Origin of the sequence: Pedobacter chitinilyticus (genome assembly GCF_003313385.1) — a bacterium.
Classification (GTDB): Bacteria; Bacteroidota; Bacteroidia; order Sphingobacteriales; family Sphingobacteriaceae; genus Pedobacter; species Pedobacter chitinilyticus.
On sequence record NZ_QMHN01000002.1, the window covers coordinates 1 to 24,881 of the forward strand.

The window sequence follows — 24,881 nt, forward strand, 5'->3', positions numbered from 1 at the left end:
CCCGTATACACGGGAATGACGGCAAATGAACGTTTACATCATCCAAGCACTGGCGCTGTCTCTTCGTCATTCCCAACTCGATTGGGAATCCTAATACAAGAAACCTTTCATAAACCACATAGTTTTTTATGATCAAGTCCTTTAAGATTCCCGTATACACGGGAATGACGGCAAATGAACGTTTACATCATCCAAGCACTAGCGCTGTCTCTTCGTCATTCCCAACTCGATTGGGAATCCTAATACAAGAAACCTATGCAGTTTGAACCGTGAACCTAGCTAGACTTACGAAGTTTTGAAAACTTCGTAAGTCTTCCTTTCATAGGCAGAGAGGGTGAAACATACAACACCAACCTCTCCCTAACCCTCTCCTTGAAAATGAGAGGGGATTGGTAGTGCTTAACTATGCTTACTACTAAACTTTAGAGTCTTCACAAACCTCTCCCTAACCCTCTCCTTGCAAAGTAGAGGGGACTGACACTGCTTAACTATGCTTACTACTAAACTTTAGGATTTGCACAAACCTTTCCCAAGCACACCTCTCACCCTCTTAGGGACAGATGTCCAAAGGACAGAGAGGGTCTAAAAAAAACCTCGCAAGTTTTAACACTTACGAGGTTCAGCGCTCATCATTTAATTACATGCTTTAAGCCTAGGGCTTAAATTTCTTATAAACACTATCAGGCAATAACTTAAGTGTTTGTATAATTTGGTTGTTCTGCGATTTATATTGATTAAACTCGCCAATCAACTGATTTTTTCGGTTATCATCCTGCATCGGCTGCAAGTCAAAATTATCACCGATGTTAAACAAAGTCTGTCCGTTTAAAAAGTACTCGCCCGAAACATAGTCGATCAAGTCACTAACAGTTTGTTTAAGCGGGTAGCGATGTATATTTCTAAACTGTCTTACCGTGTCTAAGCCAGTACCTACCCAAGTCACCACGTTAGGTGTCTTCACTTTGTAATTAGCTTGCATAAACTTCATTAACGAAGGTGTAATATCCAAATGACTTGATACTGCCCTAATACTGGCACTGCGTTTAAGCATAGGCGAGTAAATGATCAAAGGCACGTGGTAACGATCAATCTTGGTCGACATTGGGATTTCAGGTAGCCTGTGGTCACCTGTAATCACGAAAATGGTATTTTGATACGCAGGAAGCTTAGCAAACTCCTGAAAGAAATATTTCAACGCCTCATCACTGTACATGATGGTCGCATATTGGTCTTTGTAGTTTCTGTGCTCCCCTTTTTGCCCCTCATCAAAGCCCAATTTGTTCATTTGACTTTCCATTAAGCCATAATAACGATCCATTTCTGGCACCTTATAAGGCGTGTGCATGGAGATGGTTTGGATATAACTTACAAAAGGTTGGCTGCCTGGCAACTTGGCGTAATAACCGATGGCTTTCTTCATCAGGTCCAAATCAGGGTAACCCCAATAAGAGTTGTGCGCCGCAGGAAAATCATTAAAGTTAGCTTTAGAAATGATTTCATCAACCCCTTGCGATCGGATAAAAAGCCCTTCATTATCAAAAGCCACATCAGTGCTCATTAAAAACGACGAGTGGTAGCCATTATGTTTTAGCAAACCCAAAGTAGTAAAGGCTTTTGGCATACGTGCCCCCAATTCGTTATAGCCTTTATCAAAAAAAGGCAGCGAACCTAAAATAGAAGGCAATGAAGCAAAAGTACGTCCCTGTGCAGCCAAAAAGTTCTCAAAGTACAAACTTCTACCCCTTAACTGATCTAAAAACGGTGTGAAACTTCCCAAATAAGAATTAGGTCCACTAAAGGCCCTTCCTAAACCTTCAACCTGAATAAAAACAATATTAGGTCTTCTGGCACTGTCCACATTAAAGAAGTTGCCTAACACATCTGCGGTATTTTCCTCTCTCAAAAAAGGATAAGCGCTATTCACATACTTCATTTGTGGACCAAGAGCGTTTCCGCCATCAGCACCATCTTCAAAGTAGTTGGCCGCGTAAATATCTACATTAGGTTCGTTATCAAAAAAGTAAGCATAGCTATTCTCAAAGAAAAATGCTTCCTTATTAATGGCCACATTGTACTCATAATCCCTCTTAAAACCAGTTTGCGACGGCAATGAAGAAACATTAAAATAAAGTAACGCCAACGAAACCACCAACACTCCTGCGGCAATACGATAGTTGAAAGACTTTATTCTGGCAGCTATTTTAAGCGCAAACCATAAAAACACAAATGGTAAAATGAAAATAACGATGCTCAAAAAGTCAATACTTAAACCTGCTGATACAGTTTGCTTGATATCGGCATATGAATAGCCATAAAAATCAGATCCAAGCGGTACCAAAGCCGTAAAAAAGTATTTGAGCAGCAAAAGATAAATGAGAATATAAATGCTAAAAATGATACCCGCAGCAATGTAAATTTGCTTTTTCACTTTCAACGAGAAGAAGAAGAGCAAAAAGGGCAAATAAAGCACTGGCAAACATTTAAGCACAAAAATCACATCAAAAAACAATGACTTTAAAGCCAACAAGAAAAATTCCGATGGGATATTACCTTTGATGATAATGTAAGTATACTCCAGTAGCTTAATAAAAAACACCGTTGCCAACAGCGCTACTGCATATTTAATAAACAGTATGGCGCTATTCTTAAACCTGTCTAAAACTGGATATTCTGGTGCTTCAAAAAAAGTATTTTCCATATCTATCTAAATAGTCGTTGTTTGTTGTGGTACTTCTTCAGTCTTTTTTTCTTCCTTAAAACCTTTACGGGTCATCGCTCCCCAATTATTCTTCCCTATAAACTTGTGGATATTTCCTTTGATAGACCAATACACCGTTAAAGGATGGTACAAAATAGGCTCTAAGAAAGCAGCCAATAACAGCTTTACCAAATCACCGCCCTTAGTGTACTGTTGGTACGACATCTCTTCGAATAAAATGGCTATGGTAGACAACGCCAGTGAGAAGAAGTAAACCATAGAAATCAAGATCAGCGAAAACTCCCAGTTAATGTTCCCCATTAAAGCTAGCAGTATAAAAATACTGATACCCAAAAACTCGATGATAGGCGCCAACCATTCAAAAAAGAACCAATAAGGATAGCTTAGCATCCCTAAAATACCATATCTGGGATTAAAGAAAAGGTCTTTGTGCATCCACAAGGTTTCTATGGTACCCCTAGTCCAACGGTTACGCTGACGGCCCAAAATCTGCAAGTCACCAGGAGCCTCTGTCCAGCACAACGGATCGGGAATGTAAACCACTTTAAACCGTCTATCCTGCTCATACATGTAGCGTCTCATTCTTACCACCAACTCCATATCCTCCCCTACCGTACTGTCGTCGTAGCCACCTACCTTAATCACAATATTTTTATCAAACAAGCCCATAGCACCTGATATGATCAACAAACCATTCAATCGGCTCCAAGCCATACGTCCCATTAAAAAAGCACGAATGTATTCCAACACCTGAAAACGCGGCCATAAATTTTTGGGCATGTTCACTTCCACCAACTTACCATCCTCAACCTTACATGAGTTGGCAATACGTACCACACCACCCGTAGCAATCACCTGATATTTCTCTTCCAAATAAGGCTTAGCCAGTTTCAATAAAGCATCTTCCTGTACAATACAATCTACGTCGATACATAAAATCAAATCTTTTCCAGCTACGTTAATCCCTGCGTTAAGCGCATCAGACTTACCCCCGTTCACTTTATCAACCACCGTTAACTTAGAAAAAGAAGGTAACTTGGATTTATAAACGCCCCTGATCTCGTTACACTGAATTTGATAGTTCACCGCAAAATCAACCTTTTCCAACTGATAATAGTCGAACATCCGTTGAAAGGTATTGTCCTTACTGCCGTCGTTAATAATGATTACCTCATAATTACCGTAATGCAGCGAAAGTAGCGATCGGATATTTTCGATAATGGTTGCTTCCTCATTATACGCAGGTGCTAAAATGGATACCGACGGAGCCAAAGGCGATACCAATATTTCACGGTAGTTCACATAGCTGTTCTTTTTCATATAGCCATTCATTTCAATGGCCGAAAGCAAAGTAAGCACCACATACGACCCCATTACAAACATCGCGTAATAGAATATCCCATTGTTAAAGAAGGTCTCAAAAGTGGCTAAAAACTCTCTCATTATTGCTTAATACGGTGGTCTAAAACGTGTTTAATCAAGGCTTGGTTCTCTAACGTAGTTTGCTTATATATTTCTCTAAGCTTAGCTTCGCCATACGCAGGGTTTCTCTTAATGGCATATAGCGCTTCCTTTTTTATCTTTGGATCACTAGAGTAAATCCTCGATGATAAAAATTCATTATAGTTACCCGATGAAATTTTACCTAGGGAGTTCAATATCTCTAGCTTGATCTCTTCAGGCTGGTCAAAATACACTTCAAACATGTGTTTTTCTGCATCTGCCAACTCCAATTTCCCAATAATTTCTACCGATTTTTTTACCACTTTAGGATTATGGTGCTTTAAAAGTCGCTGCACCTCTTGTGAGGCATCAAACTGCATAAAATGATCAATCAGCTTTAAACAGAGCATCACTACCGTATCATTGGGCGAACGAAGCCAATGTGAAAAAGACGGAATGACTAATTGCTTGTTTTTGGTAATGATTTCGAACAATACCACTTGGTGCCAATCTAAGATACGTTCTTGCGCCCTGTCTAAAAAGCGAAAAGGATATTGTTCAGATAGTTTGATATAAGCCGCCTGCGCTTCCATACGTAAAAGGCCATTTTCATCATCAGTATACTTAATAATCTCTCCCGCCATTTCCTTAATACGCATCTCATTCGCTTCACGAATCCCCTCTATCTTTACCTCCCAATTTTTATTGTTGATTTTCTTCTTCGATTGCTTATCTAAGTTAAGGCGCCTATACAAAATAGAAAGTACTTCCTGTATCTTGCCTGTGAAGTTTTTATGATAAGTAAGAATTTCGGCTGTTAAAACTTGATTGACAATTGGATTTCGCAATGGCAACTTGCTCATTTTAGGATAAAAATGATCGACAATCTCCTCCGTACTATCGCTCTCATCAAAAATCACCAAATTAGCCAGCATATTATCAATATACTCCTTCCATTTAGCCTCATCTCGTTTCTTTTTAATTTGCTGCGCACGCCTAAAACTGATATAGAGATAAAGCTCCAATACCGCAATCACGCAGAAAAGAATGATCAGGAGCGAAATCCTAATATTAGATGGGAAATAAAATAAGCGATCTGTATAGGTTTCCCTGATGTAGTTGAAGATCGTTTGGAAAAAGTTCATGTTTTAGGCCAATCGTTTACTAAAAAACGTTCTGCTTGATGTATCTTTTGATCCTAACTGAAAGTTCGTTAAGGTTAAAGGGTTTGTAAATGAAATCGTCGGCTCCCAAATGAAAACCTTCTAATACCACATTTTCCAAACCTACCGCAGAAATTAATAATACTGGAGTACTCTTCTTAATCGGATCGTTTTTGATATAGCTCAAAATTTCCATTCCGCCCACAAAAGGCATCATGATATCCGTAAGAATTAGGTCGTAAGTATTGCTTTTTACCTTTTCCATAGCCTGCCTTCCATCGGCGGCCACATCAACCTGATAGCCATCTTTCTTTAGTTTAAACTCCAAAGCTTTAAGCATCAAAACCTCATCTTCAGCAATTAATATTTTCGACATCTTTCTTCCTGTTATATTAATGACATTACAATTTTCTTACCACTTATAAGAATGTGCCTAAACTCGCAAATACAATGGTTATCAAATACAAATATAGCGTTAAACACTCTTTTTCGGAGTACTAAATTCCCCACAATGTGGAAACGAGATATTAAAGGACAGTATCTAATCTATAAATTTGTCCTTTTCCGTCTACTAGGATCACTAATCCATCGGATGCTTTCACTGCATTACAGCTCAAACCCGAAATATTTTGCCAACGCTTGCCACCATCTCTTGAAATATCAGTACCCGAAGTACCAGTGGCTATTAAAAAATCTTTGGTTACAAAGGTCACTCCCGAACGATAACCACTTACAGGTTGAATGGGCTTTTTCCATTTTTTGCCTCCATTACTGGTCAATAGCACATTATTTTGGTTATCCTTATCATTTAAATAATTACCGCCAACCGCTACGCCATTCTTTTCATCAAAAAAATCAATAGAAAAAACACCTGTGCTATTTTCTCCTTGTATAATGGGACATTTGAAAACTTTCCAGCTTTGACCATAATTAGCCGAATAATAGATGTTGGAAACTACACCACCAGTAGCAATCCAAACCTTTCCGTTTCCTGCGGTTTTAATAGAAGTCCCACTGGCAGCAAAACCTGCCTCTCCTACTTTCATTGGCTGTTTGAGCTTTTCAGAAATATTTTTCCAGGATAAGCCCCCATCATCAGTACGCAGCAGTTGCATTTGATGATGAATTGGATCTCCGAACACGATACCGTTTTGAGCATCCCAAAAATCCATCCCGTTAAAAAATGCGGCGCTATCTGTATTCTTGTAATTTTCTCGCCAAGTTTTACCACCATCAACAGTTGATAAAATGTAAGCTGGCGATCCTGCATTCACGACAATAGCCTTGTGCTGATCAAAAGCTTGGATGTCCCTAAAATCAAGTTTCTCATAGCCTTTTGGTTGCATCCATTTCCAGGTTTTACCTCCATCTACTGATTTTCCGATGGTTCCCTTGGTGCCACTCACCCAAATCACTTGTTTATTGACTACCGCCAAACCACGCATGCTAATTTTAGCATCGGTAACCAAAGGTTTAAGTTGATAACTTTGGCCAACTGCCCAAAAAGGCAATACCAAGAATAATAAGATGTTGAAGAGCTTATGCATTACTTTATTTTATCCGTTTCCAAACTTCGGTTCTACCGATTAACGACACGCCAATAAAACCTCTAATGCTTAATTGATTAGGTTCTTTTAAAGTAAGTTTACAGCTATAGGTTTTGCCCGACTTGGGATCATAGATCGTTCCATCTTGCCATTTACCTCCGTCAAACTCAAAGTTTTTCAGAATCTCTAAGCCCAAAACAGGCTTGTTGCGCAAACTCTCATTAGGATTTTTATCATCGGTTTTTGGCTTTCCTTTTTCATCATTAGGTTCTTTGATCCAAACCAGTTTACCGAAAAATTTCTCTCCACGTTTGTAGATTTCTATTTGGCCTTCACCCGATGGATTAACCCATTTACCCAATATATCGTCTTTCTTTTGTGCAAATAACTGTAGCGAAAACGCTATGAACGCAATCAATAATGAAGTTTTCCTTAACATAATCTTGATATTTAATCTTTATAAAGTTAAGGATTAAGCGCCACAAAAGTTTCAAGAAATTAAAAATTAAGAGGTAGTATACGCTAAAAGGTTGTAACCCGCAAAGCACATCACAGCATCAAATTTAGAGGATGCTGGAGCATTACCTGATGCTCAAAAAAGCAATAATCCCAGCTTGAGTCTCCAATAACTGCTCTTCTGCTTGATATACTGCAAAATCATCATGATCATCTAAAGGCGTGGCGGTATACCCTTTGGAAAGGAATAGGGTAATGATTTGGTCTTTAAGTAGGATGGGTTCAAAATCACCACACACCCGTAAAATGTGGTCACAATCTTCAAGGTCAAAACTAGCATCAACACCCAAAGGCATTGCTTTGATCTCGTCAACAATTTGTTGAGCTACAAAAGTGCTGTCTATATTTGTTTTGAATACCTCGATCATCGTTTGATAGTGGGCGATAAAGCAAATAAAAATCTAGTTTTTTTTAAAGAGCTATAATAAAGATACTAAAGTAAATAGCAATATGAGCAACACTTCATTTATTTTTATCAGTGTTGCTCATTGCATTAGTTTAAGCCTTTTCTGGAAGGTTGTTCATGTCTAAATAAGAGATCTCCCAAATATGTCCGTCAGGGTCTTCAAAACTACGGCCATACATCCAGCCATGGTCTTGCGTGGGCACTGGCGAAAAACCACCAGCTGCAATGGCTAATTCAACCATTTCATCTACTTCTTCCCTACTTTGGGCAGAAATGCAGATTAACACCTCGGTGCTTTCCTTTGCGTTAGCAACAGGTTTATTGGTGAACTTCTTGAAAAAATCTTCTCGCAGCAACATCACCAAAATATCATCGCCCAAAATGATACTCGTTGCATCCTCGTTGGTGAATTGCTGATCAAAGCTAAAGCCCAATTTGGTGTAAAAATCAATGGACCTGTTTAGATCCTTCACAGGAATATTCAAAAACATTTTTCTACCCATCTCTGCTAAGTTTTGGTCATTAAATAACAAGTAACATGATATTATTGAGCAGCCTTTCCGTCCTGCGCCTCGTTATAGCTAATCATCCATTGAATTTGGAACTTATCGGTTAGCATGCCATAATAATCGCCCCAAAACATGTCAGCCATAGGCATCTGCACCGTTCCACCCTCGCCAAGCGCAGCAAAAATTCTGTCGGCATCTGCACGGCTATCTACACTTACACAAAGGGAGATATTAGTTCCAGCGGTCACTTGCGGCATGGTCGAGGGCACATCAGTCCCCATCAACATACTTTTGCCGATAGGAAGAGCAATATGCATGATCCCGTTGGCCTCATCTTCAGGAATACCTTGGTCCATACAACCTTCTTGATCATTTGATTCAGGAGGTGCTTGGTTAAAACGCATTAAGAAAGGAAAATCTCCGCCAAAAATGGCTTTGTAAAAATTGAAAACTTCTTCAGTATTACCGTTAAAGTTTAAATAAGGATTAATAATCATAGCTTTATTATTTTGATTTGAGATAATTGTTGGTTACAAATTTAACGGCCCTTTTTAGCTTTCCACGTTGCCGAACAGGTCAACTTTGAGGGCATTTAAGACATCTTTTTAAAAGGTTATTTGTTGAAGCTGGCGGGTATGTCGCTGAGTATGGTAAATCACAAAATGGATAATTTCCAACCGTGTCATGTATCCCCATACAGGAACTTCAAAAGCTAAACAAGTCGGACTTAAATCGATATCGTTCACCAACTTTACAAGGGTATCGCCTACATTTTTTAACTGGGTTAACAAAGCATTTTGGTCATAAACCTCATCCGCAGGTTCAATAAAATCTGGCGAAGTCATCTTCAAATCGAAATTGAGAAATACGTCTTTGATGCTAGCAACCTGTCTATCGGGAGCTCCTTCTGTTGCTCGAGTTTCCCCTAACAATACGTCATCTATTCCAGTTCCTGCCAAAGCTAAATGTTGCGCTACTTGCGCAGGTGTCCAGCCGCCTTTTGCTGGCCTTTGGTTAAAGGTACTTTCATCAAAGCGTTTAATGGCCTTGTCCAGTTCCGAAAAAGTACTTTCTAAAGTACTTACAAGGGTTGTCTTACTTTCCATCGCTTACATGTATTTCATGGCATCGTAACCTAGCAACCTGCGCCACAATGCAATTTGACCAATGCAATTCGCTTCACGATAGGTGTTAAAACTCACCATTTCAAACAAGGGGAAGCTCATTTGTTCCACTGGAAAATAAATCACTTTATCCAATTCCTCTTCACTCACATTCAAAAGTTTTTCTCTTAATATCGGCGATATACGATCCCACTCTTCTTCGTAAGTTTTTAGCGAAGGATATTTTTCTCCTTCCTTAATTCCTTGATGATGCTTAAACAACTCATCGGCACTTTGCTGTAACGATAGTCCCATTAAATTGCCCAGTTCAAAACGTTCTTGCAGCAAACTTCCAGCAATCCATGCAATATGGTTGGCCTTTGTATCTAAACGTTTCAGCGCATCTTCATCCTTTATGCCATCCAATACGTTGTGGTAATAAGTAGTGTGCATATCGTACAGTACCAAAAACCCGTACATTCTGTTACTAATTGGTTTAATGTTCATAGCTTTAAATTTTATAACACTAAGTTACAGCGGTTTTGCCCAATCATAGCTTGCCATTGTCGTCAAAGTTCGGGGGCATTCGCGACATTTTTAGTAATTTAGGTCTACCAAAATATAGACATGAAAAAAATAGGATTGCTCTTAAGCAGAGATTATAAGCTGTTGAGCGTAGCGGCAGTATTAGAAGTATTCGAAACCGTTAATAAATTTTCTGCCGCGAGTGAACAAGCAGTTCCTTTTGACATTTACCTCCTTGCTAGTGAAGAAACCATAGCGCAAACCAAAGAAGCTTTAGGTTATCAACTAACGGATTTAAAGGACGCCCCTTTGATGCAGATCATCTTAATCCCAGCCTTTACCTCCGATAATATGCAGGCCTCGCTAATGGCCAACCAAAAGTGTATCCCTCACCTTGTTGCACAATATCAGAAAGGAGCTTGCTTAGGCAGTTTTTGCACAGGTGCTTTTCTATTGGGAGCCAGTGGCCTTTTAAACGGCAAAATTGCCACTACTCATGTCGATGCCAGCGATGGCTTTGCCAATGCTTTCCCCGATGTAAAGCTTAAGGCAGATAAAACAGTTACGCAGGATGGTCGTTTATATACCAGCGGTGGTGCCACTTCTTCGTTCCATTTATTGCTCCACTTGATACATGAATACTGTGGTAGGGAAATGGCCATTCGTATTGCCAAGGTATTTGCCATTGATATGGACCGGGAAAATCAATCATACTTCAGCACCTTTCAGCCTTCCAAAGATCATACCGATGAATTGGTAGCCACAGCGCAGCGAAGGATTGAACAGAACTACCACGATGCCGCGACTATCGAAGAACTGATTAAGGATATCCCGACCAGTCGCAGAAACATTGTTCGCCGTTTTAAATTGATTACAGGCATTACCCCTATTGAGTATTTACAGCAAACTAGAATCGAGGCCGCTAAACAACTGTTAGAAAAAACCAGCCAGCAAATGAACGAAATCATTTATAGCTCTGGGTATAACGATGCAAAAGCATTTAGGAAAGTATTTAAGAAAAGTGTTGGAATGACCCCAACGCAATACAGGGAGAAATTTCAAGTAAGGTAATTAATCTGTCATTCCTGGTAAATCTCACACGCTGCTAAAACCTATTTGAGGGAATGACATAAGAAAACTCCCCTCTTTAAGAGGGGTGCCCAACGGGCGGGGTGTTTCAATCGTTAGATCTCTCTCCCGAAAGTTCGGGATCGAGATGACGACCCGTCATTCAGAAAGAGGATACCACACTAAAAAACCAACAATTCAACAATCAAACATTTACTCTTTAATCCGCTTCTTCTCAGCTTCCCAATAATCTTTATTCAATTCAATATAGTGCGTAGGGCTATCAATATACTTTGCATTACGGTCAACCCCACGATCAATCAAATCCTTCAAAGTATCGGGAATAAACCTGAACATCTTATCGTAATACTCCTGCTTACTCAAAGGCTTCGCATAGTACAAATCCTCTGCTTTAGGTTCACGAGCCTTCAATTGCGTTTTCAACAATAACTTCTCCAAATACACCCCCCTTAGCCAAACCATCAAATTCCCATCATTAGCAATTCCCACTACAAAATGTAAACCCTTCTTTTCTTCACCCCCAAGGTTGGTAGACATTACCAACAGTTGATTCTTTTCTTTAGCTTCTTTAAAGGTATCCTCAATCAATTGCTGAGGTAAATCCAAGGTATCCCTGTAAAACTTCTTATCCCTATACGAAACATACTGCAATACCAATTGCTTAGGAAAACGCAGGGGATCTGACACCCGCGGAGAATAATATTCATTTCCCCAATGACTATTAAAATTATTCACTTCTTCCCTGGTGTAAGAAAATCCCTCTCCATATTCATCCCCTACTGGATATAAGAAATAAATGTCGCGGATATAGATAGGAAAGGTATAAGGCGCATTTACACTGGCAAAAAAATAGTGTCTGTCCCAAGGCTTAAATCGCCATATTTTCCAAAGGCTAGCCAATACCAACGCCACCGCCATACCGATATATATTTTATTAACGAGGTTGAACTTCATAAAACAGTATTAATGTTGAAAGGCTTTGCCCAATTGCGCTGCGTACCAAATTAGGCCCATAAAGATTAAGAAAATCACCAAAGCAATGCCGAAGATCCATTTGCCCGCTCGATAAGCTTTTCCATGATAACTGAAAGCATACAAACCCATCAATACCACAAAAGCGAAGCTTATGAAAATAATCGACTCGAATTGCTCATTTTCAGAGTTGGGCGTGATATTCAGGAAAATTAGTAACAACAGTAAGTTAACGCCAATCATGATGACCGACAAACTACTGTTCTTTTGCTTAAGTGTCTCTTTCTCCATAAAATTCTCTCTGTGATAACTAGTAACCATACAAATATAAAATTGCTTTGTTCGCTTCAAAGAGATTATTTTAGCAGCTATAATTGATCAATCGTGAAAAAACAACTTATTCTTTGCTATTGCCTACTGATTGCACTGCCACTTTATGCGCAAAAATCGGAAACTAAAACACTACCATTCGACAGTGCTGCATTTGCATTGAGCAGGAAACAGCTTAACTCGCTTGATGCAAAACCATTTGAGAAATTAACATACAACACCGCAGGAGTAGTGCTACCCTATCGGTTATTAGCTCCCAAGGAAATCAAAAGCAGTGCAAAATACCCATTGATTATCGCACTACATAATTCATCAAGATTGGGCAATGACAACGAAAATCAATTAGAACCGTTAACCAGAACTTGGCTAGCAGCAGCAATGAGGACAAAGTTTCCAGCTTTTGTATTGGCTCCTCAATTTGAAACCCGACCAACGCAATATGCCTTCAACGATGCCTACCAAGTAACGACAGCTACGCCTCAAAAAAACCTGCAAGCCTTACTTCAATTGATTATAGAAATGTCCAAGAATCCGCAAATAGACACCAAAAGGATTTACCTGATTGGCTATTCTATGGGCGGATCAACTGTGCAGCATTTATGGAGTCAACAACCAACATTGTTTGCCGCTGCTATTGCCGTAGCGGGAGTACCCGATTTTTCTAATTTAGCCAGCATTAAAAACAAGCCCATTTGGTTGATCCACGGCAAGCAAGATGACGAAAATCCTTTTTCAGGTAGCCAGAAACTTTTTGAACTATTAAAGGGAAATACCAAAGCCCGTTTTACCATTTACGAAAACTTGAATCACAACAATATCAACTACCCCTTATTAGCCACAGATGAACTGGCCAAATGGTTATTCAAATGGAAACTTACTAAACACTAACCACTAGCTACTAATCACTATTTCAACGTTTCTTTAACCTCACCACATTCCAACATACTTTCGCCGTAATACGGGTTTTTGATTTCTTTTTGGTTGCTCAACCAAGATGCGCCTTTGTCATTTAAAGCCATCGGGCAATATTCCACATACACTTCGCCAGATTGTAAGCCTACCGCTTTTACTTTCGCCAGCATTTCATTGCTTAGATCAGAAAACAAGATCCTTTGTGCTTCAATGTTAGCCGCAGCGGTAATTTTTGCCGCCAAGCTAGCCAACTTGCCACCATTGCTAATGGCCTTTGCACCAAGCTCAACCGCCATTCCTGCTTCTTTAGCTCCTGCCATATCCGAATTTACCAAAGCTTTGCTCAGCAATAAATATTGCTGATAAACCAAGTTCAATTGATCGTCTTTTAAACTTACTTCATTAGCACTAGGCTGCGCAACATTTTTTTGCTGAACCTCCTGTTGTACGCCATGTTGATGTTGGTGTCCATTTTTCTTTTCAGAAGTTGTATTACATGCAGCTAATAACATTACTGCTGCTGTTAAACCTATTATTACTTTCATATTTTTAATCATTGTTTTTTATTTGATAAATCCTTTAGGGACTGCTTCGTTCCTCGCAGTGACGACCCCATTTACGTCATTGCGAGGAACGAAGCAATCTCTGTGATAAAAGTGATTGGGAGCGAATTTTAAACAATTTCTAAAAGTTCAGCACCGATCGTCAACCCTTAATTCTGCCGCTGTTAGCATCCTAGCGCTAGCCCGTTAAACCCAACGTTCTCCGTCAAACCCGACCTTGGCTGGTGCGGTCAGCAACCATTGGCAAAACCACCAACTCTCCAATGCCAGATGCAGTCGGTGGTTTTTGGTCCTTTTTTCCATAAAAAAGGACTAGGACACGCTGGCTATTGAGGCGTAATTAAACCCGTTAAGCCAATGCCAGTTACCAACACAACTATCCCAAAGGATGCTTCCCCCTTTTTAACACATACTCACTATACAACAAATAGGCACCAGTAACCACCACTTCTTCACCTGCACTAAGCCCCGAAGCAATCACTACGCTATTTTCATTGGCCGCTCCTGTAGTTACTGCTTTAGGCTCAAAACTATCCTTACCAGTTTTGATCCATACATGTTCGCCCTTTCCATCCCTAATCACGGCATCAATAGGCAAAGTCAGCCCCTTGCTCGAGCTTTCTCCATCCAACAATACTTTCACCTGCAAACCAGGTTGCCATTGTCCCTTTACATTGGGAATGCTACCTCTCATTTGAGTGAGCTGTGTTCCTACCTGTAAAGACGGATTAATAAAATCAACGGTCATCCATTGCGCCTGATCTTCCCAACCGTTCACAATCACTTTAAGTTTCTGACCGCTTTTAATCAACTTTGCTTCATTCGGATAAAGATCAGCCTCTACCCATAATTGATGGTAGCCCTCCAAACGCATCAAGGGACTGCCTTCAGAAACGTATTGTCCTTGGGTAACACTTAACTCGGCTACTACACCGCTTTGCGTAGCATAAACCGTTACATAAGGACTTTTCTGCTTGGTTTTACTCAAGCTCTGCACCTGTGCTTCCGTTTGTCCGTACAACAATAACTTTTGCTTGGCCGAGGCTACCAATTGTTGCTCCAATTTATCACCTGCAAACTGTTGCTGTTGTGCCAAAGCCATTAAATACTCTTGTTGTAAAGTAGCCAACTGTTCAGAGTAAAGCTTAAACAAAGCCTGTCCCTTAGCAATAGTTACACCCGTTTCTCTCATATAAAGCTGCTCTATCCTTCCCGCAATGCGGGCCGAAATATAATTGCTTTGTTGTGGGTCAACCACTAGTTTTCCATTCAACACCGTCTGGTTATTCACCTGTCCAGCATCGCCCAACTTCAAAGTGCCAATATTGGCCAGCAATTGCCTTTGAGCATCCACTTTCACGCTTTTATCATTGCTGTTTTTTTCAAATGGCACCAAGTCCATTCCGCAAATAGGGCAAGTACCCATTTCGTGCTTAACAACTTGAGGGTGCATCGGGCAAGTAAAAGTTTGAGATGGCTTCTCGGCCTCTTTAGCCCCACTTTTCGCATGCGCCTCATGCCCTTTCTCCGTTTCATTACCACTGCCCTTACAGCCCAGCAACACCCACGACATCAACAGGGCTATCAATAAGTTGATTGTAATTCTCATCACGCTATTATTTTGATTTCACAAAACTTTCACTATCCACTAAATAAGCAGCATTTTTAGCCAACTGCCAATCAGCCACATCACTTTTAACCTGTACCATGCCATTCATCCGCAATCCAGTTTGAACATTTTGGGCCACCATTACAGCACCCTCCTTTTTAAACACAATACTTTTGTTGCCCATGGTTAACACTGCAGATGCTGGCAGCCAATAACTACGTGGCACCAATACAGGAATTTTAGCCGTCAATATTTCGCCTGCCTTAAAACCTGGCTCATTAAGGTAAACCCTAGCTAAGGTGAAGTTCTCTCCAGCTTTAATGGTCGGTTGGATCATGCCAATTGCAGCCGTTTGAAAGGTACCTGCCTTATCTACTGTTTTAAAGAAAGCCAGCTTAGTGCCTTTAGCTACAAAGGATGCCAAATCAGGCTTCAACATAAATTCAGCAAGCAATTGGTTACTTTTATAAATGGTAAACAACGCTTCCCCTGCACTTACATATTGTCCTTCTCGCAACAGTACTGGTGTACTTTCAACCTTTGCTGGCGCAGGCGCAGCACTTGCGCTACTACTGCCACCGCTCATTCCAGACATACCATCACCTCCACCGCTACTACTTGGAGCCATCGAGGCACTTGCTGCAGCAGGTCCTGTACTTGTTGCCGACTTTTCTAAAATAAAACCATCGGCAGGGCTATATACTGGAATACGATAATTGACTTTCTTACTGCGTAAAACCGCTTGAACACTTTGTGCACTCATTCCCAACAACATCAAACGTTGTTTTGCTCGCTCCAAAAGTGCTTGGTCGCCCTCACTCTGCGAAAGGTAGATCAGTTCCTGTTGTGCCGCCGCTAAATCTGGGGCATAAATCTCAAAAAGCAATTGTCCTTTTCTAACGGGCTGATAATTGTATTTGATCCACAGTTTTTCCAAACGACCCGCAATTCTACTCGCCACACTGGTCTCACTACGCAAATCGTAATTCACAATCCCCTGCACTTCAGCCATCAAGATTTTGGTTTCGTGACTAGCCTTTACCAAAGTTGTTTTACCCACCACTAATTCATTGGAAGGTTTAACCAAAGCCTTTAGCGTACTATCAACGGTAATCTTTCCCAAATCATGATGTGCCTTTTGAGGCTTGCTTTTACAAGAAGTGATCAATAGCGTCACGGTCGCCAATAACATCAGCATTCTAGCGCTAACTTTCGTCATTCCGAGCGTAACTTGTACCGCTACTTCGGTAGCCGAGAACCATGAAGTGCTCAGCGAAGCTAAATCTTTGGACTTTAACAACCTCTGATTTCCGTCTCCAATCAAAATAATGCGGGTCAATAGCTTACTTATACAATTCCTTTTCATAATCCGCAATCATTAAGTAAAGTTTCAATTTTTCATCTAGCACGTTGCTCTGCATCATGTTAAGGGCTTCCCAAGCTGCAATCACCTCAGGAAGCTCCATTTTATTTTCACGGTACGACAACACACTTACATCTAAGGTTTTCTGCAGGGTTGGAATAATCTTTTTCTCCATCGCAGTAATTTGCTGTTGCATGGTTTTAATTTGGTACTGCATCCCATAAAGCATGCCCTGCGTTTCTTGTAACATGGCTGCCTTTTCCATTTGCATGGCTTCTACTTCATATTGCATGCCCTTCACTTCCGATTTGTACATCTTAGAAGACCACGGCACAATAGGAATACTCACCATTCCCATCACACTAAAAGCTTTGGGCATTCCCGAGCCTAAAGGCGACATATGGTCAAAGCGTAACCTAAAATCTGGCTTGCTTTGCTTTTTCATCGAAGCAATATTCAGCTGCATCGATTGGATATTATAGTCCATCTTTTGAATATCCTTTCTGGCCATCGCCAAACTTGCGGTATCTAAATTGGAAGCGGCTACAAATTGCGGTTCATAAGTAATATCTATAACAAAATCTGTATTTCCTGGTCTGTTCATTAGGCTATTTAACCAAGCTTTGGCCTTGCCAATTTCGCCCAACTGCATACGCTTCATATTTTCCGTTTCCTCCAGTTTTGCGGTAGTTTGGTAAACGCTGCCCAATTTCGATTGATTGAAAGGATACCTGATCTCCTCAATCTTCTTCATGGTCTGCATAATTTGCGTACTCTTATCCAGTACCGCTATTTTTTGCTGTGCCACCAACCAAGCGTAGTACAACTTTTTGGCCTGTGCTTTAAAATCATTTAAGGTAACATCCCTAGTGGCACGCTCTACCTTTGCTTTCGACTCAATGTATTTCTTTTGCGCATTTTGCTTGGCAAAGTTGGGAATGTCTTGCTCCAATTGCAGCATCAAAGAACCTTTATCCCTACCATCCATAATCATTTGTCCAGGATAAGGCGTCATAAACGTCCCTACCCCAACCATGGGTGCCATCCAAGCCGTAGCTGCTTTGGCATTGTATTGATAAGCCTCTGCTTTTAACCCGTACGATTTTAGCAATAAATTATTAGCATCAATGCGTTGTAAAACACTATCTAAAGGCAATACTGGCACTTTCTGCGCTTGTGCAAATGCTGGAAATAATAACAACAAGACTATTAACACCATGCCTACAAAGCGGAAAGTATTGTTCTGCAATTCCCCCCCTTGCACTAAACGCTCCTTACCCGTCATTTCGAGTGTAACCGAGAACCACGAAGTGCTCAGCAAAGCTAAATCTTTGGACAATGTAAGTTCCTCCCCCTGCCCCCTCAAAGAGGGGGATATAGCTTTTGCTATTTGCGCCCAGTGTCTCCCTTTGGAGAGCCTGCTCCGATCCTTCGGAGGAGAATTAAAAAGGGAGGAAATTTCCCATATTCGAACTACATTACCCTCAAAACCACAAGAAATATTCACATCCCCCCTCTCTCCCTCTAAGGGAGAGATGCCCAACGGGCAGAGAGGTTTTTTAATGCTGTACATCATGCACCTCCAATTTTCCAAATTTTCTCAATTCATATTCTTTCGACATCAAAAAGATGAGCGGTGTCACTAACAAAATGTGCGTCGACGAAGTCAAAACCCCACCAATCATAGGCAATACAATTGGGCGCATTACATCAACCCCTACTCCAGTAGCCCATAACACAGGTACCAAACCAAACAACGACACACAAACGGTCATTAACTTTGGTCTTAGCCTTTTAGCAGCCCCATGAATCACGTACTCCCTTAAATCCTCTTTGGTAATCGTTTCCCTCGAGTTGCCTTTTAACTTAATCAGCTGCTGCATGGCATCATTCAAATAAATCACCATTACAATACCCGTTTCCACCGCAATCCCAAACAAAGCAATAAAACCTACCGCTACCCCTACCGAAAGGTTTACGCCCCAGAAATAAATCATGTAAGCACCACCAATCAAGGCAAACGGCACCGTAATTAGACTTAAAAATGCTTCTCTAATGGAGTTAAAAGCAAAGTATAGCGAGAAGAAAATAATCAATAATACCACAGGCGCAATCCACATCAAAGTTTGTTGTCCTCTAATCAGGTTTTCATACTGTCCGCTCCACTCCAAAAAATAACCTTCAGGTAAAATCCCATCCTTTTTATTCAGCTGCTCCATCGCATCCTTCACCGTACTGCCCAAATCCCTATCCCTTACGTTAAACATTACCGCTCCACGTAAAATGGCATTGTCCGAACTAATCATCGGCGGGCCATCCTCAAATTTCACCTGCGCAACCGCCGAAAGTGGGATTTCACCAAAACTAGGCGACTGCAAAGGAATACGCTCAATTTGTGCTACGCTATTTCGGTAAGCCTGCGCCAAACGTACACTAATCGAAAAACGCTGCCTACCCTCAATGGTATTGCCAATACTAGCACCACCCAAGGCCGTTTCCACCACTTGGTTCACGTCATCAACATTTAAACCGTAGCGGGCCAGTTCTTCCCTTTTAATATCAATAGCCAAGTATTTTCCGCCAGTAATAGGCTCTACAAATAAATCGCTAACGCCAGCAGTACCCTCTAAAGCCGCCTTTACTTTTTCCGATACCGCAGCAATTGTATCCAAGTTTTGTCCAAACACCTTAATGCCCACATCCGTACGAATCCCCGTAGCCAACATATTTATACGGTTAATAATAGGCTGTGTCCACCCATTCACCACCCCTGGAATTTGCAACTTGGCGTCCAGTTCGTTAATAATATCCTTTTTAGTTACCCCCTCACGCCATTCGCTTTTGGGCTTTAAGGTAATAATCGTTTCAATCATGCTAATGGGCGAATTATCCGTAGCCGTACTTGCCCTACCCGCTTTACCCAACACCTTATCCACTTCCGGTACCGATTTGATGATTTTATCCTGCACCTGCAAAATGCGCTTAGCCTCTGCATTAGAAACATCAGGCAAGGTAACAGGCATAAACAAAATGCTCTGCTCATCCAAAGGCGGTATAAATTCAGTACCCAATTTGGCCAATAAAGGAATGGTAATCAACAAAGCCAAAAGGTTAATGCCAATGGTCGTTTTTCGCCATTTCAATACCCTTCTAATAATCGGCTCATAAATTCGCTCCAAAAAGCGGTTTACCGGATTGGCACTATCAGGCTTAAATTTTCCTTTCATAAAAAAAGAAATCAGCACAGGAGCCAAGGTAATCACCAATAACGCATCCACAATCATAATGAACGTTTTGGTGTAGGCCAACGGATGGAACAACTTACCCTCCTGCCCAGTAAGCATAAATACGGGCAAAAACGAGGTAATAATAATCACCGTTGCAAAAAACACTCCCCTCGAAACCTGCTTGCTCGATTTAGAAATGATTTCGATACGTTCTTCTTCGCTAATCCAACTCGGTTCTTTGCGAAAGATACGCTTTAACCAATTTTTCATGGTGTAATTGTTTTAAATAGTTCTTTATTTTCTAGAAAACATACAGTAGCAGTTCATCACCTACCAAAGCCCTGCTTTCCATTCCAAGTCCTCGCTTGCTGCGCTCGCTTGCGGGCTTTCCATTTCAATCAGGTTTAGGATACAAAAGCCTCTACAAGGCACTAAATTTTACTCTCGTTCCTAATAAAAATGAAAATCAACTCATCCATTCAAGCTTCGTCCTGTTTAAAATCCGCTGTCTTTCCAACTTTCAGACTCCCCAACTTCCAGACTTTCGGACTTCCTGACTCCTTAACTTCCCGACTTCCTATTTTTCACTTCCCTGCTTTCCCATTACCTCCGCATAACGCTCCGACAGATGTTTATAAGCATTCTCGCTCATGATAATCCCATTGTCTACAATGACCCCAATAGCCAGTGCAATGCCCGTAAGCGACATAATATTAGATGAAATACCAAAAGCATTCAATAAAATAAAACTCGCCGCAATAGTAATAGGAATTTGGATGATGATACTGACCGCACTGCGCCAGTGAAATAAGAAGATGATGACCACTAAGGAAACCACAATCATTTCCTCAATCAAGGTATGTTTAATGGAGTCTATCGATTCCTTAATTAACTCTCCGCGGTCATAAACAATGTCAAATTTAACGCCCTTAGGCAAACCTTTGGCCACTTCGGCCATCTTGGCCTTCACCTTATCAATCACCTCGGCAGCATTTTCACCATAGCGCATCACCACAATACCGCCTACCCGCTCACCTTCGCCATCTTGGTCAAAAATACCCAAGCGAGTTTCCCCAGTCATTTGCACCGTACCAATATCCGATACCCTAATAGGCGTACCATTCTGATTTTTAATAGGAATACTGGCTATTTCCTCTACAGATTTTAAATAGCCCGATGTTTTAATGATATAACCAATATCACTCATTTCAAACTTACGGCCACCAGCTTCGTTGTTGTTACTTCGCACCGCAGCAATCACCTGTGGCACCGTAAGTTTGTAATACAGCAGCTTATTAGGATCTAAAGCAATCTGATATTGTTTTTGGAAACCGCCAAACGAAGCAATTTCACTTACACCCTGTACATTTTGCAAGGCAAATTTCACGTACCAATCCTGTATAGCCCTTTGCTCGCCCAAATCAACTTCAGGCGCATCCAAGGTGTACCATAACACGTGGCCCACCCCTGTTCCATCAGGACCCAGTTGTGGTGCAGCCCCTTCTGGCAATGCTTTAGAGATGGTACTAATACGCTCCATTACCCTCTCCCTTGCCCAATACACATCTACATCATCCTCAAAAATCACATAAATAAAGCTCATCCCAAACATAGATGAACCACGCACATATTTGATTTTTGGAATGCCCTGCAAGTTGGTCACCAAAGGATAGGTAATCTGATCTTCAATCAATTGTGGCGAGCGCCCCATCCATTCCGTAAAAACAATCACCTGGTTTTCCGATAAATCTGGAATAGCATCTATAGGATTTTTCTTTACCGCAAAAATGCCCCAAACAAAGATACCAATAGCCAATACCAGCACGATAAACCGGTTGTGTATCGACCATTCTATAATTTTATGTACCATTTTAAAATACCCTCTTTCTTTAATGGCTAAATATTTTCAAAAATTCCCCCTCTCTCCCTTTTTAGGGGAGAGATGCCGAAGGCAGAGAGGGGTTTAGTGCGCTTTGCTAGTCTTGCCAGTACGATCGTATTTGCAGCAGCCAGGCAAATTCTCGTAAGTTTCGTCTTTAGCTTTATTTTTAGGCGTATCATGTCCCAATCCAGCTACTTTTTGCTGAATGGCATCATTAGTGATTTTAGAACTATCATAGCTAACCGTTAAAACTTTGGTGTCTTTGTCCCAAATGGCACTGCTAATGGCTGCATCCTTTAAGCCACTCTCGATACGCTTTTTACACATACCACAGTTGCCCAACACTTTAATTTTGTCTGTTTTAGTTTGTGCAAAAGCTGCACTTCCGATCATAGTCAATGCTACAATAGCAATCGTTTTTAATGCTTTCATGATTTTAATTTTTTGTTGCTGACCAAAATGCTTGCATAGCAAAACACCATATAATCAACGGGTTAAATAAATTGGTTTTTGGATAAAATGGCTTGAATAGCCGATTGGGTATGGATGTACTTTGTGTAGTCGTCATTCCCAACTCGATTGGGAATCTTAATACGATAACAAAGTTCATTACAATTCCTGCTGATGCTGGAACTATGGTATGGAGAACATACCCAAATAAAGAAAGAGGATATTTTAAATCCTGTAGGTACAGTTTTTAATAAAAAGGGGGAGTTGCTGCCCTAAAGGCGGCGCATTGCTATTTACTTCGTAAGCAATGGTGCTTACCAATGGGGTTATCTCAGCCGTAATAGGCTTTAATGAAGGTAAAATAAAAATCTGTTGCTCAAACTTGTAGATCTGCGCATTTGCTTTCTGCGCTTGGTCTACCTTGGCCTGTTGCTGCACATCCTTACAACAAGATTTTTCAGAAGCTTCCTTTTTCTCCATTCCGCAGAAATCGCAAGCCGCCTGTTGTGAATGTACTAGGCTCCAGTCTACCAATTCGCCCATGCAGTAATGAAGTTGCACACCAGCACCGCTGGCTACTGCCAGATAGAAAAATGCCATTAAGGTGAATACGATCTTCTTCATTACGCAGCAAATATGAACAAAAAGTTTAAAAGCTTTTTATATAATTTTCAAAATCTGTTACAGAATTGACAATAAAAAATTTGTGTTAGCCATGCAACCTTTAAAAATATCCACCGTCTTTTAAAATAAAAACCAAACACAAATGCGCCATCTTATTACAACCCTATCCTTTTTTCTCTTACTATCCAACTATGCCTTTGGCCAAACCCAAGTCGTAGTTTTAGGTAGTGTACATTTCCCTACACAGAAGGTAAATGCCGATTCTATTTACAACATCCTACAAAAATTCAAGCCCGATATCATTTTGTTAGAAGCCGATTCAACAAACTTCTACAACGACTTTACCTTTAAACATTTGTATGATGAGAATGAATATATTGCCACGGTAAGATATAAAATGAAAAATCCGAAGGTCAATATCAGGCCTATTGAGTTTGAGGGACGGAATAGCTATAGAAAAAGCATCGGGATCTATCCTGAAGCGGGGCCTGTATGGCAAAAACTAAATCAGCTCAACAACGAAAAGAAATTCAATAAAGAAGAGCAAATCATCTGGGACGAATTAGCGTATCTAGATTCGGTGGCAAGCGCCTATAAAAATGCCAGCTTACAAAACATCAATCAGCCTAAAATTGATCAAATCATTAACGAATTAATCGTGTCGCAATATGTATCCATTAAAAAAATTGTAGACACCAATCCTGTATTTGCAGAAGCAAAGCTAATTGACGCAAAAAAGGATACCATTACCATGAGGCAATATTTTGCATTATGGGCAAATTTTGAAGGCAACCTGAGAAACAATGCCATCGCCAACAACGTCATGAAACAGATCAAACTAAACCCTGGCAAAAAAATAATTGTCATCACAGGTTTTTACCATCGACCATTTATCTTAAATAAACTGACAGAAAACAAAATTCCCACCAAAGAATTTTATCAAATCAAATAACCCATAGCACTACAACCCTAAACACTAGCACAACTAATTACTAACCACTAATTCCTAATTCCTAGCTCCTAATTACTAGTTCCTAGCCCCTAAATTCCCTATCTTCGCCATCAAAAAAAGACAATGATTGCACACCACGTATTATTCTGGCTAAAAGCCGATACCACTGATGCCCAAAAAGAAGCTTTCTTAAATGGCCTTAAAAGTTTAGAAGAAATAGAAGTAGTGAAAAGTTTTCACGTAGGTACGCCAGCACCTATTGAGCGTGCCGTGGTAGATACCACCTATACCTTCAGCTTAATTTTATTTTTTGAAGACCTAGCAGCACATGATGTATATCAAGTTCATCCAATACACAAAGCCTTCTTAGAAGAATTTAGAGTGTTCTTTGAGAAAGTGGTCATCTACGATGCTCAATAAAAATGAAAAAGCCGAAGTTAAAACTTCGGCTTTTTAGTGGAATAACCGGCCTATTAAATTAGGTAGACCTAGTGGTAAATAGCTATTGTTTTTTCCACAGTCCAATCTCATTAACTGCCCATTCATCAACTTTACCAAGTTCTTTTCTATCATCTATGGACATTACGTAACAATTAAATCTGAATATGCCAATCTTTGTAAAAAGATAGCATTTATTACTATTAGGTAATTTTTCTATTTTATCACCGAGATAAGAAGCATTATATAACAGCGAATCGGTAAAAATGATATGCTTAATATATTCACCGACATTAGGTTTATTAAAGGCTTCTTTTTCATATAACGTATCCAATGCAAGCTGTTTTTCTTTTGATACTTCATCAGCTAAATACAAATAAAAACCTCTTTGATTATTTTTATAAGCAATATACCCAACAAATTTTTCGTTTAGTTGAATTTTAAAAAACTCCACCGACTTAGGCTTAATAATTAGATAATTTATTATAATCATAAAAACCAATATTACTAATGCTACTATTAACAAATTTTTCTTCATG

26 protein-coding genes are annotated in these 24,881 nt (G+C 40.2%); 4 read left to right on the forward strand and 22 right to left on the reverse strand.

The genetic code is table 11. The annotated features are described in order from the left end of the window. Nucleotides 1-652 precede the first annotated feature (652 nt). From DUT70_RS06910 to DUT70_RS06960, 11 genes are all read right to left on the reverse strand, one after another. A complete protein-coding gene (locus DUT70_RS06910) occupies nt 653-2,698 on the reverse strand; it encodes an LTA synthase family protein (protein WP_113646605.1) in 2,046 nt (681 codons plus the stop codon). A gap of 6 nt (nt 2,699-2,704) precedes the next feature. Then, nucleotides 2,705-4,162 carry a glycosyltransferase family 2 protein gene (locus DUT70_RS06915; protein WP_113646606.1) on the reverse strand — a complete coding sequence of 486 codons (1,458 nt, stop codon included), beginning with the start codon at nt 4,160-4,162 and terminating at the stop codon, nt 2,705-2,707. Continuing rightward, nucleotides 4,162-5,307 (reverse strand): HEAT repeat domain-containing protein, encoded by a 1,146-nt coding sequence (locus DUT70_RS06920; protein WP_113646607.1) that lies wholly within the window; start codon nt 5,305-5,307, stop codon nt 4,162-4,164. Before DUT70_RS06920 ends, DUT70_RS06915 begins: the two co-directional genes overlap by 1 nt. 19 nt (nt 5,308-5,326) lie before the next feature. Further along, nucleotides 5,327-5,701 (reverse strand): response regulator transcription factor, encoded by a 375-nt coding sequence (locus DUT70_RS06925; RefSeq protein ID WP_113646608.1) that lies wholly within the window; start codon nt 5,699-5,701, stop codon nt 5,327-5,329. Between the two features lie 151 nt (nt 5,702-5,852). Beyond that, nucleotides 5,853-6,872 carry a WD40/YVTN/BNR-like repeat-containing protein gene (locus tag DUT70_RS06930; RefSeq protein ID WP_162926585.1) on the reverse strand — a complete coding sequence of 340 codons (1,020 nt, stop codon included), beginning with the start codon at nt 6,870-6,872 and terminating at the stop codon, nt 5,853-5,855. Between the two features lie 4 nt (nt 6,873-6,876). Further along, nucleotides 6,877-7,311: a DUF2147 domain-containing protein gene (locus DUT70_RS06935; RefSeq protein ID WP_113646609.1), complete on the reverse strand. Its 435-nt coding sequence runs from the start codon at nt 7,309-7,311 to the stop codon at nt 6,877-6,879. 142 nt (nt 7,312-7,453) lie between these two features. After that, on the reverse strand, nt 7,454-7,756 hold the full coding sequence (locus DUT70_RS06940) for a hypothetical protein (protein ID WP_113646610.1): 303 nt from the start codon (nt 7,754-7,756) through the stop codon (nt 7,454-7,456). Nucleotides 7,757-7,886: 130 nt separating this feature from the next. Next, nucleotides 7,887-8,297 (reverse strand): VOC family protein, encoded by a 411-nt coding sequence (locus tag DUT70_RS06945; RefSeq protein WP_113646611.1) that lies wholly within the window; start codon nt 8,295-8,297, stop codon nt 7,887-7,889. 41 nt (nt 8,298-8,338) lie between these two features. After that, nucleotides 8,339-8,800, reverse strand: coding sequence for a VOC family protein (locus DUT70_RS06950; protein WP_113646612.1), 462 nt, complete (start codon nt 8,798-8,800; stop codon nt 8,339-8,341). A gap of 108 nt (nt 8,801-8,908) precedes the next feature. Continuing rightward, nucleotides 8,909-9,409 (reverse strand): DinB family protein, encoded by a 501-nt coding sequence (locus DUT70_RS06955; protein WP_113646613.1) that lies wholly within the window; start codon nt 9,407-9,409, stop codon nt 8,909-8,911. 3 nt (nt 9,410-9,412) lie between these two features. Further along, a complete protein-coding gene (locus DUT70_RS06960; protein ID WP_113646614.1) occupies nt 9,413-9,913 on the reverse strand; it encodes a DinB family protein in 501 nt (166 codons plus the stop codon). Nucleotides 9,914-10,033: 120 nt separating this feature from the next. Between DUT70_RS06960 and DUT70_RS06965 the strand changes: the two genes are divergently transcribed. Then, the gene (locus tag DUT70_RS06965) at nt 10,034-11,002 is read left to right on the forward strand and encodes a GlxA family transcriptional regulator (protein ID WP_113646615.1); all 969 of its coding nucleotides are present in this window, start codon (nt 10,034-10,036) and stop codon (nt 11,000-11,002) included. A gap of 210 nt (nt 11,003-11,212) precedes the next feature. Here the strand turns inward: DUT70_RS06965 and DUT70_RS06970 are convergent, their stop codons facing one another. Next, a complete protein-coding gene (locus tag DUT70_RS06970) occupies nt 11,213-11,974 on the reverse strand; it encodes a DUF2931 family protein (RefSeq protein ID WP_113646616.1) in 762 nt (253 codons plus the stop codon). 9 nt (nt 11,975-11,983) lie between these two features. After that, nucleotides 11,984-12,283, reverse strand: coding sequence for a hypothetical protein (locus DUT70_RS06975; RefSeq protein WP_113646617.1), 300 nt, complete (start codon nt 12,281-12,283; stop codon nt 11,984-11,986). Nucleotides 12,284-12,376: 93 nt separating this feature from the next. Between DUT70_RS06975 and DUT70_RS06980 the strand changes: the two genes are divergently transcribed. Then, a complete protein-coding gene (locus DUT70_RS06980) occupies nt 12,377-13,210 on the forward strand; it encodes a carboxylesterase family protein (protein WP_113646618.1) in 834 nt (277 codons plus the stop codon). Nucleotides 13,211-13,227: 17 nt separating this feature from the next. On the opposite strand, the gene DUT70_RS06985 is transcribed toward DUT70_RS06980, so the two are convergent. The 8 genes from DUT70_RS06985 to DUT70_RS07020 all read right to left on the reverse strand — a co-directional run bounded on the left by DUT70_RS06985 (nt 13,228) and on the right by DUT70_RS07020 (nt 22,952). After that, nucleotides 13,228-13,779 (reverse strand): DUF3347 domain-containing protein, encoded by a 552-nt coding sequence (locus DUT70_RS06985; protein ID WP_240432052.1) that lies wholly within the window; start codon nt 13,777-13,779, stop codon nt 13,228-13,230. Nucleotides 13,780-14,173: 394 nt separating this feature from the next. Continuing rightward, nucleotides 14,174-15,406: an efflux RND transporter periplasmic adaptor subunit gene (locus DUT70_RS06990; protein ID WP_240432053.1), complete on the reverse strand. Its 1,233-nt coding sequence runs from the start codon at nt 15,404-15,406 to the stop codon at nt 14,174-14,176. 7 nt (nt 15,407-15,413) lie between these two features. Beyond that, a complete protein-coding gene (locus tag DUT70_RS06995) occupies nt 15,414-16,772 on the reverse strand; it encodes an efflux RND transporter periplasmic adaptor subunit (protein WP_240432054.1) in 1,359 nt (452 codons plus the stop codon). Next, nucleotides 16,750-18,108: a TolC family protein gene (locus DUT70_RS07000; RefSeq protein WP_240432055.1), complete on the reverse strand. Its 1,359-nt coding sequence runs from the start codon at nt 18,106-18,108 to the stop codon at nt 16,750-16,752. Before DUT70_RS07000 ends, DUT70_RS06995 begins: the two co-directional genes overlap by 23 nt. 220 nt (nt 18,109-18,328) lie before the next feature. Then, nucleotides 18,329-20,266 (reverse strand): efflux RND transporter permease subunit, encoded by a 1,938-nt coding sequence (locus DUT70_RS07005; RefSeq protein WP_113646621.1) that lies wholly within the window; start codon nt 20,264-20,266, stop codon nt 18,329-18,331. Between the two features lie 307 nt (nt 20,267-20,573). Continuing rightward, nucleotides 20,574-21,866: an efflux RND transporter permease subunit gene (locus DUT70_RS07010; protein WP_113646622.1), complete on the reverse strand. Its 1,293-nt coding sequence runs from the start codon at nt 21,864-21,866 to the stop codon at nt 20,574-20,576. A 93-nt stretch (nt 21,867-21,959) separates the two neighbouring features. After that, nucleotides 21,960-22,310: a heavy-metal-associated domain-containing protein gene (locus DUT70_RS07015; RefSeq protein ID WP_113646623.1), complete on the reverse strand. Its 351-nt coding sequence runs from the start codon at nt 22,308-22,310 to the stop codon at nt 21,960-21,962. Between the two features lie 243 nt (nt 22,311-22,553). Further along, complete coding sequence (locus DUT70_RS07020) at nt 22,554-22,952, reverse strand: HYC_CC_PP family protein (RefSeq protein WP_113646624.1); 399 nt, start codon at nt 22,950-22,952, stop codon at nt 22,554-22,556. A 142-nt stretch (nt 22,953-23,094) separates the two neighbouring features. On the opposite strand from DUT70_RS07020, the gene DUT70_RS07025 reads away from it, so the two are divergent. Together DUT70_RS07025 and DUT70_RS07030 are read left to right on the forward strand one after the other, a co-directional pair. Then, a complete protein-coding gene (locus DUT70_RS07025; RefSeq protein WP_113646625.1) occupies nt 23,095-23,904 on the forward strand; it encodes a hypothetical protein in 810 nt (269 codons plus the stop codon). A gap of 123 nt (nt 23,905-24,027) precedes the next feature. Further along, nucleotides 24,028-24,324, forward strand: a complete 297-nt coding sequence (locus DUT70_RS07030; protein WP_113646626.1) for a Dabb family protein — start codon at nt 24,028-24,030, stop codon at nt 24,322-24,324. A gap of 82 nt (nt 24,325-24,406) precedes the next feature. Here the strand turns inward: DUT70_RS07030 and DUT70_RS07035 are convergent, their stop codons facing one another. Next, nucleotides 24,407-24,880 (reverse strand): hypothetical protein, encoded by a 474-nt coding sequence (locus tag DUT70_RS07035; RefSeq protein WP_128353324.1) that lies wholly within the window; start codon nt 24,878-24,880, stop codon nt 24,407-24,409. Between the last annotated feature and the right edge of the window lies 1 nt (nt 24,881).

What these genes read in the sequence shown, in the direction of transcription:
- DUT70_RS07005 (WP_113646621.1), bottom strand. Translation starts at nt 20,266, where the DNA reads ATGAAAAATTGGTTAAAGCGTATCTTTCGCAAAGAACCGAGTTGGATT.
- DUT70_RS06975 (WP_113646617.1), bottom strand. Translation starts at nt 12,283, where the DNA reads ATGGAGAAAGAGACACTTAAGCAAAAGAACAGTAGTTTGTCGGTCATC.
- DUT70_RS06935 (WP_113646609.1), bottom strand. Translation starts at nt 7,311, where the DNA reads ATGTTAAGGAAAACTTCATTATTGATTGCGTTCATAGCGTTTTCGCTA.
- DUT70_RS06960 (WP_113646614.1), bottom strand. Translation starts at nt 9,913, where the DNA reads ATGAACATTAAACCAATTAGTAACAGAATGTACGGGTTTTTGGTACTG.
- DUT70_RS06950 (WP_113646612.1), bottom strand. Translation starts at nt 8,800, where the DNA reads ATGATTATTAATCCTTATTTAAACTTTAACGGTAATACTGAAGAAGTT.
- DUT70_RS06955 (WP_113646613.1), bottom strand. Translation starts at nt 9,409, where the DNA reads ATGGAAAGTAAGACAACCCTTGTAAGTACTTTAGAAAGTACTTTTTCG.
- DUT70_RS07020 (WP_113646624.1), bottom strand. Translation starts at nt 22,952, where the DNA reads ATGAAGAAGATCGTATTCACCTTAATGGCATTTTTCTATCTGGCAGTA.
- DUT70_RS06925 (WP_113646608.1), bottom strand. Translation starts at nt 5,701, where the DNA reads ATGTCGAAAATATTAATTGCTGAAGATGAGGTTTTGATGCTTAAAGCT.
- DUT70_RS06970 (WP_113646616.1), bottom strand. Translation starts at nt 11,974, where the DNA reads ATGAAGTTCAACCTCGTTAATAAAATATATATCGGTATGGCGGTGGCG.
- DUT70_RS06965 (WP_113646615.1), top strand. Translation starts at nt 10,034, where the DNA reads ATGAAAAAAATAGGATTGCTCTTAAGCAGAGATTATAAGCTGTTGAGC.
- DUT70_RS07010 (WP_113646622.1), bottom strand. Translation starts at nt 21,866, where the DNA reads ATGGTACATAAAATTATAGAATGGTCGATACACAACCGGTTTATCGTG.
- DUT70_RS06995 (WP_240432054.1), bottom strand. Translation starts at nt 16,772, where the DNA reads ATGAAAAGGAATTGTATAAGTAAGCTATTGACCCGCATTATTTTGATT.
- DUT70_RS06940 (WP_113646610.1), bottom strand. Translation starts at nt 7,756, where the DNA reads ATGATCGAGGTATTCAAAACAAATATAGACAGCACTTTTGTAGCTCAA.
- DUT70_RS06915 (WP_113646606.1), bottom strand. Translation starts at nt 4,162, where the DNA reads ATGAGAGAGTTTTTAGCCACTTTTGAGACCTTCTTTAACAATGGGATA.
- DUT70_RS06990 (WP_240432053.1), bottom strand. Translation starts at nt 15,406, where the DNA reads ATGAGAATTACAATCAACTTATTGATAGCCCTGTTGATGTCGTGGGTG.
- DUT70_RS06930 (WP_162926585.1), bottom strand. Translation starts at nt 6,872, where the DNA reads ATGCATAAGCTCTTCAACATCTTATTATTCTTGGTATTGCCTTTTTGG.
- DUT70_RS07035 (WP_128353324.1), bottom strand. Translation starts at nt 24,880, where the DNA reads ATGAAGAAAAATTTGTTAATAGTAGCATTAGTAATATTGGTTTTTATG.
- DUT70_RS06945 (WP_113646611.1), bottom strand. Translation starts at nt 8,297, where the DNA reads ATGGGTAGAAAAATGTTTTTGAATATTCCTGTGAAGGATCTAAACAGG.
- DUT70_RS07025 (WP_113646625.1), top strand. Translation starts at nt 23,095, where the DNA reads ATGCGCCATCTTATTACAACCCTATCCTTTTTTCTCTTACTATCCAAC.
- DUT70_RS06985 (WP_240432052.1), bottom strand. Translation starts at nt 13,779, where the DNA reads ATGAAAGTAATAATAGGTTTAACAGCAGCAGTAATGTTATTAGCTGCA.
- DUT70_RS06920 (WP_113646607.1), bottom strand. Translation starts at nt 5,307, where the DNA reads ATGAACTTTTTCCAAACGATCTTCAACTACATCAGGGAAACCTATACA.
- DUT70_RS06910 (WP_113646605.1), bottom strand. Translation starts at nt 2,698, where the DNA reads ATGGAAAATACTTTTTTTGAAGCACCAGAATATCCAGTTTTAGACAGG.
- DUT70_RS07030 (WP_113646626.1), top strand. Translation starts at nt 24,028, where the DNA reads ATGATTGCACACCACGTATTATTCTGGCTAAAAGCCGATACCACTGAT.
- DUT70_RS07015 (WP_113646623.1), bottom strand. Translation starts at nt 22,310, where the DNA reads ATGAAAGCATTAAAAACGATTGCTATTGTAGCATTGACTATGATCGGA.